Below are 13,153 nucleotides of genomic sequence, written 5' to 3' on the forward strand. Positions count from 1 at the left end.
AATTCGCATTGCGTCAGATAAGAGATGCTTATGGGAATGTGACGAAGATCATGCGATTTGTTGCCCTCATCCTGACCCTCTCCCACAGGGAGAGGGGACTTTTCGGCGGGCCTTAATGCCAGCAGAAGTGATGCACAACCTGGGTAATCAGTTCGCGGGTGGGCTTGATGAAGCGGGTCTCCAGATATTCATCCGGCTGATGCGCCTGGTTGATGGAGCCCGGGCCAAGGACCAGCGTCGGGCACAGCGTCTGAATAAACGGCGCTTCGGTGCAGTAGTTCACCACGTCGGTTTTCTCGCCGAGCAGTTTTTCCACCACTTCAACCAGCTGGTGGTCCGGCGGGCATTCGTAACCCGGGATCGGCGGATGCAGTTCGGAAACCGTCAGGCGGCCCGGCCAGCGCTCGCTCACCGGAGCCAGGGCTTCATTCAGCAGGCCGTCGAGATCGCTCAGGGTCATGCCCGGCAGCGGACGGATGTCCATATGCAGTTCGCAGCAGGCGCAGATACGGTTGGAGGCATCGCCGCCGTGCAGGCTGCCGAGGTTTAGCGTCGGATACGGCACGGTGAACGCCTCGTAGTGATAACGCTCTTTCAGCGAGTCGCGCAGGGCCATGATGCGACCAATGGCGTCATGCATCAGCTCGATCGCATTGACGCCGCGCGCCGGATCGCTGGAGTGGCCGGACTGGCCCAGCACGCGCACGGCGGTAGAGATATGGCCTTTGTGCGCGCGAATAGGCTGCAGAGACGTCGGCTCGCCGATGATGGCGCAATCCGGACGAATTGACGTGTTTTCAGAGAAGTAGCGCGCGCCCGCCATGCTGGTCTCTTCATCGGCGGTCGCCAGAATATAGAGCGGTTTTTTCAGCTTCGTCACGTCCACGTCACGCAGCGCGTCGAGGATAAAGGCGAAGAAGCCTTTCATGTCGGCGGTGCCCAGACCATAGAGCTTGTTGTCGTGCTCGGTCAGGGTGAAGGGATCGCGCGTCCAGCGGCCATCGTCAAACGGCACGGTGTCGGTATGACCGGCCAGCAGCAGGCCGCCCGCTCCGGTTCCGGTGCTGGCCAGCAGGTTAAATTTGTGGCGGGTTCCGGGAACGGGCTGAACCTCAACGTTAAACCCAATATCGCTAAACCAACCCGCCAGCAGATTGATTAAAGACTCATTGCTCTGATCCAGCGCTTCTTCCGTTGCGCTGATGGACGGTGTGGCAATCAGGGCGCGGTAGATCTCGATAAATGGCGGTAAGTTCATTTTCATTGTTGACACACCTTAGGTCGTGATAGTATCAATATTCATGCAATAAATGTGAATAAAAATACATTAACGTTGAGCATAAAGGAACCCGATGTTGAATACGCTGATTGTAGGCGCTAGCGGTTATGCGGGCGCAGAGCTTGTAAGCTACGTAAATCGCCACCCTCATATGACCATAACCGCTTTGACCGTGTCAGCGCAAAGCAATGATGCAGGAAAGTTAATTTCCGATTTGCATCCGCAGCTTAGGGGCATTGTTGACCTGCCGCTGCAGCCGATGTCTGACATCAGCGAGTTTACCGACGGCGTCGACGTGGTGTTTTTAGCCACCGCGCACGAGGTCAGCCACGACCTGGCGCCGCAGTTCCTGGCGGCCGGCTGCGTGGTGTTCGACCTCTCCGGCGCGTTCCGCGTTAACGACGGCGCGTTCTACGAAAAATATTATGGTTTCACCCATCAGCACCCGGATCTGCTGGAAAAAGCGGTTTACGGCCTGGCGGAGTGGAGCGCAGATAAACTGAAAGAGGCGGATCTGATTGCCGTGCCGGGCTGCTACCCGACGGCGGCGCAGCTTTCCCTGAAGCCGCTGATCGATGCAGGGCTGCTGGATCTGAACCAGTGGCCGGTGATCAACGCGACCAGCGGCGTGAGCGGTGCGGGGCGTAAAGCGGCAATCTCGAATAGCTTCTGTGAAGTGAGCCTTCAGCCGTACGGCGTGTTTAATCACCGTCATCACCCTGAAATCACGACGCACCTGGGCGCGGACGTCATTTTCACTCCGCATCTGGGCAGCTTTCCGCGCGGGATCCTCGAAACTATCACCTGTCGCCTGAAGCCGGGCGTGACCAAAGAGCAGGTGAGCGAGGTCTTCACGCAGGCGTATGCGGATAAACCGCTGGTGCGCCTGTACGACAAAGGCGTCCCGGCGCTGAAAAACGTGGTCGGCCTGCCGTTCTGCGACATCGGCTTTGCCGTGCAGGGTGAGCATCTCATCGTGGTGGCCGCAGAAGATAACTTACTCAAAGGCGCTGCCGCACAGGCAATGCAGTGTGCAAATATTCGTTTCGGTTTCCCGGAAACGCAGGCTCTTATTTAAGGTGTGATGATGAACCCATTAATTATCAAACTCGGTGGTGTACTGCTGGACAGCGAAGAAGCGCTGGAGCGTCTGTTTACCGCGCTGGTGAACTATCGCGAATCACACCAGCGTCCGCTGGTCATTGTGCACGGCGGCGGCTGCGTGGTGGATGAGCTGATGAAAGGGCTCAACCTGCCGGTGATCAAGAAAAACGGCCTGCGCGTCACGCCTGCTGACCAGATTGACATCATTACCGGCGCGCTGGCGGGCACGGCGAACAAAACGCTGCTGGCGTGGGCGAAGAAGCACCACATTGCCTCCGTTGGCCTCTATCTGGGCGATGGCGACAGCGTAAAAGTGACCCAGCTCGACGAAGCGCTCGGCCACGTTGGACTGGCGCAGCCGGGTTCGCCTAAGCTGATTAACACGCTGCTGGAAGGCGGTTTCCTGCCGGTGGTGAGCTCTATCGGCGTGACCGAAGCGGGCGAGCTGATGAACGTTAACGCGGACCAGGCGGCAACCGCGCTGGCGGCAACGCTGGGCGCGGACCTGATCCTGCTCTCCGACGTGAGCGGCATTCTGGACGGTAAAGGCCAGCGCATTGCGGAAATGACGGCAGAGAAAGCCGAACAGCTGATCGCGCAGGGCATTATTACCGATGGCATGATCGTCAAAGTGAACGCCGCGCTGGATGCGGCGCGCACGCTGGGCCGCCCGGTGGATATCGCCTCCTGGCGTCACGCGGAGCAGCTCCCGGCGCTGTTTAACGGCACGCCGATTGGCACGCGTATTCTGGCTTAAGTTTTTATTGAATGACCGTAGGCCGGGTAAGCGAAGCGCCACCCGGCGGAACTAACGAATAAAGGAAGCATGTTATGGCACTTTGGGGTGGGCGTTTTACACAGGCAGCGGATCAGCGGTTCAAACAGTTCAATGACTCTTTGCGCTTCGACTATCGCCTGGCCGAACAGGATATTGTCGGCTCTGTGGCCTGGTCCAAGGCGCTGGTGACGGTGGGCGTGCTGACCGCTGAGGAACAGCTCCAGCTGGAAGAGGTGCTGAACAATCTGCTGGAAGAGGTGCGTCTGGATCCGCAGCAAATCCTGCAGAGCGACGCCGAAGATATTCACAGCTGGGTGGAAAGCAAACTTATCGACAAAGTCGGTCAGCTGGGTAAAAAGCTGCATACCGGCCGTAGCCGTAACGACCAGGTCGCCACCGATCTGAAGCTGTGGTGCAAAGATACCGTTGGCGAACTGCTGGCGGCCAACCGTCAGCTGCAGACCGCGCTGGTGGAGACCGCGCAGAACAATCAGGATGCGGTGATGCCGGGCTATACCCACCTGCAGCGCGCGCAGCCGGTGACCTTTGCCCACTGGTGCCTGGCCTACGTTGAGATGCTGGCGCGTGACGAAAGCCGTCTGCAGGATACCCTCAAGCGTCTGGACGTCAGCCCGCTGGGCAGCGGCGCGCTGGCGGGTACGGCGTATGAAATCGACCGCGAACAGCTCGCAGGCTGGCTGGGCTTTGCCTCCGCCACCCGCAACAGCCTGGACAGCGTTTCTGACCGCGACCACGTGCTGGAGCTGCTTTCCAATGCGTCTATCGGGATGGTGCACCTGTCGCGCTTTGCCGAAGACCTGATCTTCTTTAACTCCGGTGAAGCCGGTTTTGTTGAGCTGTCTGACCGCGTGACCTCAGGCTCGTCCCTGATGCCGCAAAAGAAAAACCCGGACGCGCTGGAGCTGATCCGCGGGAAGTGTGGCCGCGTACAGGGCGCGCTGACCGGCATGATGATGACCCTGAAAGGGCTGCCGCTGGCGTACAACAAAGACATGCAGGAAGACAAAGAAGGGCTTTTCGACGCGCTCGACACCTGGCTGGACTGTCTGCACATGGGCGCGCTGGTGCTGGACGGCATTCAGGTGAAACGTCCGCGCTGCCAGGAAGCGGCGCAGCAGGGCTATGCGAACTCGACCGAGCTGGCGGATTATCTGGTGGCGAAAGGCGTACCGTTCCGTGAAGCGCACCACATTGTGGGTGAAGCGGTAGTAGAAGCTATTCGTCAGGGTAAACCGCTGGAAGATCTGGCGCTGGCCGACCTGCAGAAATTCAGCGCGGTGATTGGGGAAGATGTATATCCGATTCTGGCGCTGCAATCCTGCCTGGATAAGCGTGCCGCGAAAGGCGGCGTGTCGCCGAAGCAGGTGGCGCAGGCGATTGCGGATGCGAAAAACCGCCTGATTTGATGCCTGAAACGTCGGGTGGCGGCTTCGCCTTACCCGACCTACAAAACCCCAGCCCAACCCTGAGTTGGGCTTTTTTACGCAAAAAAAAAGCGGACCACGGGGTCCGCAAAAGTTCACGTTGGCTTTAGTTGTTCGAGTTTTGAGAGAAACTCGCTGACGGTGCGGGGACGTCAAGGGTCAAACACGTGCCGCCTCGTCTATGTGGTGTATTATTCAACAGAATGCTTGATAGGGATAATCGTTCGTTGCTATGCTATCTATCGCCATGAACTATCGTGGCGACGGAGGATGAATAATGAATATTCGTGATCTTGAATACCTGGTAGCGTTAGCCGAGCATCGCCACTTTCGCCGCGCGGCAGATTCCTGCCACGTTAGCCAGCCCACGCTGAGCGGTCAGATCCGCAAGCTGGAAGACGAGCTGGGCGTGATGCTGCTGGAGCGCACCAGTCGTAAGGTTCTGTTCACACAGGCAGGTCTGCTGCTGGTGGATCAGGCGCGTACCGTGCTGCGCGAGGTCAAAGTGCTCAAGGAAATGGCAAGCCAGCAGGGGGAGGCGATGTCCGGCCCGCTGCACATTGGCCTGATCCCAACCGTTGGCCCGTACCTGTTGCCGCACATCATTCCGATGCTGCACCAGACGTTCCCGAAACTCGAAATGTACCTGCACGAAGCGCAAACCCATCAGCTGCTGGCGCAGCTGGACAGCGGCAAGCTCGACTGCGCCATTCTGGCACTGGTCAAAGAGAGCGAAGCGTTTATTGAAGTGCCGCTGTTCGATGAGCCGATGATGCTGGCGATCTACGAAGATCACCCGTGGGCGAACCGCGATCGCGTGCCGATGGCCGATCTGGCGGGTGAAAAGCTGCTGATGCTGGAAGACGGCCACTGCCTGCGCGATCAGGCAATGGGCTTCTGCTTTGAAGCGGGTGCTGATGAAGATACCCACTTCCGCGCAACCAGCCTTGAAACGCTGCGTAATATGGTCGCGGCGGGAAGCGGTATCACGCTGCTGCCTGCGCTGGCGGTGCCGCGCGAGCGTAAACGTGATGGCGTGGTCTATCTGCCGTGCATTAAGCCGGAGCCGCGTCGCACTATCGGCCTGGTCTATCGTCCTGGGTCGCCGCTGCGCAGCCGCTATGAGCAGCTGGCAGAGGCCATCCGCGGTGCGATGGATGGCCATTTTGACAGCGCGTTAAAACAGGCGGTTTAAGCCGTTCAGCGCGGCGACCCGATAGGCTTCCGCCATGGTCGGGTAGTTAAAGGTGGTGTTAACGAAGTACTCAATGGTGTTACCGCCGCCTTTCTGCTCCATTATCGCCTGGCCGATATGAATGATTTCCGCCGCGCGTTCGCCAAAGCAGTGAATGCCGAGGATCTCTTTCGTTTCGCGGTGGAACAGGATCTTCAGCGTCCCCACGCTCATCCCCACGATTTGCGCCCGCGCTAGATGTTTAAACTGCGCGCGACCCACCTCGTAAGGCACCTTCATTGACGTCAGCTGCTGCTCGGTTTTGCCGACAGAACTGATTTCCGGAATGGTATAGATACCCGTCGGAATATCTTCGATCAGGTGCGCCGTTGCTTCGCCTTTTACCAGCGCCTGAGCGGCAATGCGGCCCTGGTCGTAAGCGGCTGATGCCAGGCTTGGGTAGCCAATCACGTCGCCAACCGCGTAAACGTGCGGCAGGGCGGTCTGGTACATGCTGTTGACCTTAAGCTGACCACGGCTGTCGGTTTCAAGCCCGATATTTTCCAGCTGCAGGGAATCGGTGTTGCCGGTGCGACCGTTGGCGTACAGCAGGCAGTCTGCTTTCAGCTTTTTGCCGGACTTAAGGTGCATAATCACCCCGTCGTCACAGCCTTCAATCTTCTCGTACTCTTCGTTGTGGCGAATCACCACGCCGCTGTTCCAGAAGTGGTAGGAGAGGGAGTCTGACATCTCCTGATCGAGGAACGCCAGCAGGCGGTCGCGGGTGTTGATCAGGTCAACTTTGACGTCCATTCCGCGGAAGATCGACGCATATTCGCAGCCAATGACCCCTGCGCCGTAGATAATAACGTGGCGGGGTTCATGGTGCAGGCTCAGAATCGAGTCGCTGTCGTAGACGCGCGGGTGCGAGAAGTCCACGTCGGCCGGATGATACGGGCGCGAGCCGCAGGCAATCACAAATTTTTCAGCGGTGATGGTTTCAACCGACCCATCGTGGCATTCGAGTGCCAGGGTGTGTTCATCCACAAAATGCGCGTTACCCTGCAAAATCTCACAGTGGTTACGCTCATAAAACCCCTGACGCATGCGCGTCTGCTGATTAATGACGGTATCCGCGTGGTTCAGGATGTCGGCAAAGGAGGAACGAAGAAGTCGGGAGTGGTCGCTGTAAAGAGGGTTCTGGTTAAATTCGATAATGCGGCTGACGGCGTGGCGGAGGGCTTTCGAAGGGATGGTGCCCCAGTGGGTGCAACCGCCGCCGACATTATGGTAGCGCTCAATGACCGCTACTCTGGCTCCCTGTTTCACCAGACCCATAGCAGCACCTTCGCCGCCGGGGCCGGAACCAATAACTATTGCGTCGTAATCGTAGGAATGTGGCATGGCAAGGCTTACCTGTTCTTATACATAAAAGCAACAGAATCATAACATCATTGCCAGGGTAACCCAATTATCGTTGTGCTTTTTTCCGGCAGTGGAGCACAAACCGCACGTAAACAATCATTCACAAAGCCAGGCAAACAGATTAATTTTATTCTCTGGTATAGTGCCGGCAGGCCTTTGGAAGGATTCAACTATCGTGATGGGCGTAAGAGCACAACAAAAAGAGAAAACCCGGCGTTCGCTGGTGGAAGCCGCATTCAGTCAACTGAGTGCTGAGCGGAGTTTTGCCAGTTTGAGCCTGCGCGAAGTCGCACGCGAGGCCGGGATTGCGCCAACGTCCTTCTATCGTCACTTCCGTGACGTGGATGAGCTGGGCCTGACCATGGTCGACGAAAGCGGGCTGATGCTGCGCCAGCTGATGCGCCAGGCGCGTCAGCGTATCGCAAAAGGGGGCAGCGTGATCCGCACCTCCGTGTCGACCTTTATGGAATTTATCGGCAATAACCCCAACGCGTTTCGTCTGCTTCTGCGCGAGCGTTCGGGCACATCGGCGGCGTTTCGTGCCGCCGTCGCGCGTGAAATTCAGCACTTCATCGCGGAACTTGCCGACTATCTTGAACTCGAAAACCATATGCCGCGTGCGTTTACTGAAGCACAGGCCGAGGCGATGGTGACGATTGTTTTCAGCGCGGGTGCCGAAGCGCTGGATGTCAGCATTGAACAACGCAAGCAGCTCGAAGAGCGACTGGTATTGCAGCTCAGGATGATCTCCAAAGGCGCGTACTACTGGTATCGCCGTGAACAAGAGAAACTGGCACATCAAACCGAAGAGTGAAGGTGAGTAATGAAACAGTCAGGTCAGGATAAAGGGACGCTGTTGCTGGCATTGATCGCTGGCTTATCCATTAATGGAACGTTTGCCGCTATTTTTAGCTCAATTGTTCCATTTTCGATTTTCCCGCTTATTGCGCTGGTGCTGACGGTGTACTGCCTGCATCAACGTTACCTGAACCGCACCATGCCGGTGGGGTTACCGGGGCTGGCCGCCGCCTGCTTTATTCTGGGCGTATTGCTCTACAGCACGGTGGTGCGCGCGGAGTATCCGGATATCGGCTCTAACTTCTTCCCTGCGGTGCTGTCTGTTGCGCTGGTGTTCTGGATTGGCTCACGCATGCGTAGCCGTAAGAGCCAGTTGCCGGAGTAATGAATTATTTGTTGTAGGGCAGGTAAGCGAAGCGCCACCTGCCAAAAAAGCCGGATGGCGCTACGCTTATCCGGCCTACAGATCACCGTGCGGTAAGTAAAACGCCGCACTCCATATGGTGCGTATACGGGAACTGATCGAACAGCGCCAGACGTTCAACCTTGTGCGTCTGGCCTAATGTTTCGAGGTTCTTGCACAGCGTCTCCGGGTTACAGGAGATGTACAAAATACGCGGATACGCCTGCACCATCTTCTCGGTTTCGCTGTCCAGTCCACTGCGCGGCGGGTCGACAAAAATCGTCTCACACCGGTAGCTCTTGAGATCGATCCCTTCCAGGCGGTTAAACTGGCGCACGCCGTTCATGGCCTGCGTGAACTCTTCTGCGGCCATACGAACGATCTGCACGTTGTCGATATGGTTAGCGGCAATGTTGTACTGCGCGGCGGCAACCGACGGCTTGGCGATTTCCGTCGCCAGAACGCGATCGAAGTTACGCGCCAGCGCCAGCGAGAAGTTGCCGTTACCGCAGTACAGCTCAAGCAGGTCGCCTTTAGATCCTTCCGTCGCCTTCAGCGCCCACTCCAGCATCTGCACGTTCATCGCGGCGTTCGGCTGGGTGAAGCTGTTCTCGACCTGACGATACACCATCTCTTTACCCGCCACCGGCAGGCGCTCGTCAATGTAATCCTGATCCAGCATGATTTTGGTTTTGGTCGCGCGGCCAATCAGGTGAACGTTGATGTTCTGCGCGCGCAGCGCATCGCGCAGGGCTTCTGCCTGCTCGCGCCATTCGTCGGTCAGCGCTTTGTGATAGAGCAGGGAGACAATCGCCTGATTGCTTTGCGTGGTCAGGTAGTCAATCTGGAACAGCTTGTTACGCAGTACCGGATTGTTGCGCACGCCGTCCATTATCAGCGTCATTAATTGGTTAATGAGCTCGCTCGCCGCCGGAAAGCTGTCCACGCGAATGCGGGATTTCGTTTGCTGATCGAAAATGATGTGGTACAGGTCGTCACCGTCGTGCCAGATGCGGAACTCGGCGCGCATGCGGTAGTGGCTGACGGGGGAGCGGAACACCTCGGGAACGGGCGCGTTGAACGGCGTCATCATACTTTGCAGACGGACAACTTTTTCGGCCAGCTGCGCGTCGTACTGTTCTGTCGGGAGGTGTTCTGGGGTCATGATGCGTCCTGAGTGATAATGAATTACGCGGGGATTGTAGGCATTGTTCAGGGGATGTCCAGATTTAATGCCCAATAGCTGTCTGGACATCCATACGTGTCTAATTGTAGCATTCTGTTTCCGGTCTCCTGAGAGTGAAAAGGGAATCCAGTGTAAATCTGGAGCTGACGCGCAGCGGTAACGACTGGCGGGATGAGCGTTGTAGACACTGTGAAAATGGGAAGTCTTCATCCTTATATAGCCACCTAGCCCGAAGACCTGCCGGGATCACGTCGCATTTGGTTTCATCATCGCGTGCTATCGATGAGGCCTGCGGCATCCTTCTTATATTGTGGATGCTTTAACAATGATTAAAAAAGTATCGCTGCTGACGGCACTGTCCGTCACGGCATTTTCGGGCTGGGCGCAGGATGGCGCAGACTCGTTGGTGGTGACGGCAAATCGTTTTGAACAACCTGAAAAAACTATTCTGGCTGCAAACACGGTTGTTACGCGTGCTGATATTGATCGCTGGCAATCAACCTCGGTCCTCGATGTTATGCGTCGCCTGCCCGGCGTGGATACGGCGCAAAGTGGCGGGATGGGGCAACTCTCTTCTCTCTTTATACGTGGCACCAACTCCAGCCACGTCCTGATCCTTGTTGATGGGATCCGCCTTAACCAGGCGGGCGTTACGGGGTCGTCCGATCTCAGCCAGTTTCCCATCGCTCTGGTGCAGCGTATCGAATATGTTCGTGGACCGCGTTCGGCGGTATACGGCTCGGACGCGATCGGCGGAGTCGTAAACATTATCACCACTCGCGCGAAGGACGGTACCACGCTGAATGCAGGCGTAGGATCGCACGGTTACCAGAATTATGGCGGCAGTACTCAGCAAACATTGGGCGACAGCACGCGCGTCACGCTGGCGGGTGATTACACCTATACCAAAGGGTTTGATGTGGTTGCGGACGGCAACAATGGTGGCCTTGCCCAGACCGACCGCGACGGCTTTATGAATAAAACGCTTTATGGCGCACTGGAACACGCATTCTCAGAGCAGTGGAGCGGTTTTGTTCGCGGATTTGGCTACAGCAACCGTACTGCCTATGATGGTTACTACAGCTCATTTACCCCTGACGTTCTGGTCGATACCCGCCAGCTCTATAGCCAGACCTGGGATGCAGGCTTGCGCTTCAACGATGACATCTTCCATTCACAGCTGCTCACCAGCTATAGCCACAGTAAGGACTATAACTACGACCCAAATTTGGGCCGCTACGATTCAACAGCCACGCTGGATGAAATCAAACAGTACAACGTCCAGTGGCTCAACTCTGTTGATGTGGGGCATGGGAACATTGGCGCGGGCGTTGACTGGCAGAAGCAGAGCACCGAGCCGGGTACAAACTACGTGACCAACGGCTATGACCTGCGTAACACCGGCGTTTACCTGACGGGGTTGCAGCAGTTTGGTGATGTCACTCTGGAAGGGGCGGTTCGTAGCGATGACAACTCTCAGTTCGGCCGCCATGGCACATGGCAAAGCAGTGCAGCGTGGGAGTTCGTGGAGGGTTACCGCTTCGTTGCTTCTTATGGAACGGCCTATAAGGCACCGAATCTGGGTCAACTCTATGGCTTCTATGGCAATGACCATCTTGATCCCGAAGAGAGCAAGCAGTGGGAAGGTGCGTTTGAAGGCCTCACGGCAGGCGTGAGCTGGCGCGTATCCGGCTACCGTAATGACGTTGATAATCTCATCGACTTCAATAATAACCTCCAGCAATATTACAACGTCGGTAAAGCACGCATCAAAGGCGTGGAAGCGACAGCATCGTTTGATACGGGTCCGTTGACGCATACGGTCGGCTACGACTATGTGGATGCCCGTAATGCCGCAACTAACGAACTTCTGGACCGTCGCGCTAAGCAGCAGGTGAAATATCAGCTCGACACGCAGATCTATGATTTCGACTGGAGCCTGACTTATCACTATCTCGGTACGCGTTACGACACTGACTTTGGTACTTACCCGTCTGAGAAAGTGAAAATGGGCGGTGTCAGCCTGTGGGATGTCGCCGTTTCATATCCTGTCACCTCACACCTCACAGTTCGTGGTAAAATAGCCAACCTGTTCGATAAAGATTACGAGACAGTTTATGGCTACCAAACTGCAGGACGGGAATACACCTTGTCTGGCAGCTACACCTTCTAATCCGCGCCCTACCGTGCTGGTGTTTGATTCCGGCGTCGGTGGGCTTTCGGTCTATGATGAGATTCGGCATCTCCTGCCGGATCTCCATTACATCTACGCTTTCGATAACGTCGCTTTCCCGTACGGGGAAAAGAGCGAAGATTTTATTGTGGAGCGCGTGGTTGAAATCGTCACTGCGGTACAAAAGCGCTATCCCCTTGCGCTGGCGGTCATCGCCTGTAATACGGCGAGCACCGTTTCCCTTCCAGCCCTGCGTGAAAAATTCCCATTCCCGGTAGTGGGCGTCGTTCCTGCGATAAAGCCTGCCGCGCGTCTGACGGCGAACGGCATTGTGGGTTTACTGGCAACGCGAGGTACGGTAAAGCGTCCTTATACCCGCGAGCTAATCGACCGTTTCGCTAACGAATGCCAGATTGCGATGCTCGGCTCGGCTGAGCTGGTGGAGATGGCAGAAGCGAAACTGCATGGCAAGGCGGTATCACTCGACGAGCTGCGCCGTATTCTTCGTCCGTGGCTGCGGATGCCCGAACCGCCTGATACCGTTGTGCTGGGCTGCACCCACTTCCCGCTATTACAGGATGAGCTATTAGAGGTGCTGCCGGAGGGGACTCGTCTGGTCGATTCCGGCGCGGCTATTGCCCGTCGTACGGCCTGGCTGCTGGAACACGAAGCGCCGGATGCAAAATCTGCCGATGCGAATATCGCGTTTTGTATGGCCATCACGAAAGAAACTGAGCAACTTTTGCCCGTTTTACGTCGTTATGGCTTTGAAACGCTCGAAAAACTGGCGCTGTAGCACGGTTTTGAGCAAAAAAGAGACGGTTGAAAGTTTTTTTTAAAAGAGGGGTTGTCAACGTCTGAGAACTCCCTATAATGCGCCTCCACTGACACGGAACAACGGCTTACAGGCCGCCGGGTTAGCGGGGTTCAGAGATGAACGCCAACAGAGAAAAGCAAAAATAATCGCTTGACTCTGAATGAGGAAAACGTAATATACGGGACCTCGCAACGGTGAGCGAAAGCCGCGTTGCACTGCTCTTTAACAATTTATCAGACAATCTGTGTGGGCACTCAAAGTGACATGGATTCTTAACGTCCCCGGACGAAAAATGAATACCAAGTCTCTGAGTGAACATACGTAATTCATTACGAAGTTTAATTCACGAGCATCAAACTTAAATTGAAGAGTTTGATCATGGCTCAGATTGAACGCTGGCGGCAGGCCTAACACATGCAAGTCGGGCGGTAACACAGGGAGCTTGCTCCTGGGTGACGAGCGGCGGACGGGTGAGTAATGTCTGGGAAACTGCCTGATGGAGGGGGATAACTACTGGAAACGGTAGCTAATACCGCATAACGTCGCAAGACCAAAGAGGGGGACCTTCGGG

The 13,153-nt window shown here is 56.3% G+C and carries 11 protein-coding genes, 1 rRNA gene and 1 riboswitch; of the genes, 9 read left to right on the forward strand and 3 right to left on the reverse strand.

Annotated elements, in window-relative coordinates:
* Positions 1-112 precede the first annotated feature (112 nt).
* Positions 113-1,264 carry an acetylornithine deacetylase gene (gene argE, locus ACJBF3_RS19605; protein ID WP_045329561.1) on the reverse strand — a complete coding sequence of 384 codons (1,152 nt, stop codon included), beginning with the start codon at positions 1,262-1,264 and terminating at the stop codon, positions 113-115.
* 88 nt (positions 1,265-1,352) lie between these two features.
* On the opposite strand from argE, the gene argC reads away from it, so the two are divergent.
* The 4 genes from argC to oxyR all read left to right on the forward strand — a co-directional run bounded on the left by argC (position 1,353) and on the right by oxyR (position 5,801).
* On the forward strand, positions 1,353-2,357 hold the full coding sequence (gene argC / locus ACJBF3_RS19610) for an N-acetyl-gamma-glutamyl-phosphate reductase (protein ID WP_045329564.1): 1,005 nt from the start codon (positions 1,353-1,355) through the stop codon (positions 2,355-2,357).
* Between the two features lie 6 nt (positions 2,358-2,363).
* Complete coding sequence (gene argB / locus ACJBF3_RS19615) at positions 2,364-3,140, forward strand: acetylglutamate kinase (RefSeq protein WP_088475254.1); 777 nt, start codon at positions 2,364-2,366, stop codon at positions 3,138-3,140.
* A 74-nt stretch (positions 3,141-3,214) separates the two neighbouring features.
* Positions 3,215-4,588: an argininosuccinate lyase gene (argH, locus tag ACJBF3_RS19620; RefSeq protein ID WP_045329566.1), complete on the forward strand. Its 1,374-nt coding sequence runs from the start codon at positions 3,215-3,217 to the stop codon at positions 4,586-4,588.
* Between the two features lie 295 nt (positions 4,589-4,883).
* The gene (gene oxyR, locus ACJBF3_RS19625; RefSeq protein WP_025758848.1) at positions 4,884-5,801 is read left to right on the forward strand and encodes a DNA-binding transcriptional regulator OxyR; all 918 of its coding nucleotides are present in this window, start codon (positions 4,884-4,886) and stop codon (positions 5,799-5,801) included.
* Here the strand turns inward: oxyR and sthA are convergent.
* Positions 5,784-7,184: a Si-specific NAD(P)(+) transhydrogenase gene (gene sthA, locus ACJBF3_RS19630; RefSeq protein ID WP_008501785.1), complete on the reverse strand. Its 1,401-nt coding sequence runs from the start codon at positions 7,182-7,184 to the stop codon at positions 5,784-5,786. The two genes, oxyR and sthA, sit on opposite strands and share 18 nt — an antisense overlap.
* A gap of 196 nt (positions 7,185-7,380) precedes the next feature.
* Here sthA and fabR point away from each other — a divergent pair, with 196 nt between their 5' ends.
* Together fabR and ACJBF3_RS19640 are read left to right on the forward strand one after the other, a co-directional pair.
* Entirely contained in the window at positions 7,381-8,019 is a 639-nt protein-coding gene (fabR, locus tag ACJBF3_RS19635; RefSeq protein ID WP_008501784.1) for an HTH-type transcriptional repressor FabR, read from the forward strand.
* Positions 8,020-8,028: 9 nt separating this feature from the next.
* The gene (locus tag ACJBF3_RS19640; RefSeq protein WP_008501783.1) at positions 8,029-8,388 is read left to right on the forward strand and encodes a YijD family membrane protein; all 360 of its coding nucleotides are present in this window, start codon (positions 8,029-8,031) and stop codon (positions 8,386-8,388) included.
* 82 nt (positions 8,389-8,470) lie between these two features.
* Here ACJBF3_RS19640 and trmA read toward each other — a convergent pair whose 3' ends face one another.
* Positions 8,471-9,571 carry a tRNA (uridine(54)-C5)-methyltransferase TrmA gene (gene trmA / locus ACJBF3_RS19645; RefSeq protein WP_045329567.1) on the reverse strand — a complete coding sequence of 367 codons (1,101 nt, stop codon included), beginning with the start codon at positions 9,569-9,571 and terminating at the stop codon, positions 8,471-8,473.
* A 104-nt stretch (positions 9,572-9,675) separates the two neighbouring features.
* A riboswitch (cobalamin riboswitch) is annotated at positions 9,676-9,852 on the forward strand.
* 65 nt (positions 9,853-9,917) lie between these two features.
* Here trmA and btuB point away from each other — a divergent pair.
* The 3 genes from btuB to ACJBF3_RS19660 form a co-directional block, all read left to right on the forward strand.
* Positions 9,918-11,765, forward strand: a complete 1,848-nt coding sequence (btuB, locus tag ACJBF3_RS19650) for a TonB-dependent vitamin B12 receptor BtuB (RefSeq protein ID WP_045329569.1) — start codon at positions 9,918-9,920, stop codon at positions 11,763-11,765.
* The gene (murI, locus tag ACJBF3_RS19655) at positions 11,710-12,561 is read left to right on the forward strand and encodes a glutamate racemase (RefSeq protein WP_045329571.1); all 852 of its coding nucleotides are present in this window, start codon (positions 11,710-11,712) and stop codon (positions 12,559-12,561) included. The genes btuB and murI overlap by 56 nt, the downstream gene beginning before the upstream one ends.
* Before the next feature lie 381 nt (positions 12,562-12,942).
* Positions 12,943-13,153: ribosomal RNA gene (locus ACJBF3_RS19660) — 16S ribosomal RNA — on the forward strand; the annotation flags it as partial.

The sequence above is a fragment of the Enterobacter sp. PP-008-ECC_S150 genome, from assembly GCF_045257065.1.
Lineage (GTDB): Bacteria > Pseudomonadota > Gammaproteobacteria > Enterobacterales > Enterobacteriaceae > Enterobacter > Enterobacter chengduensis.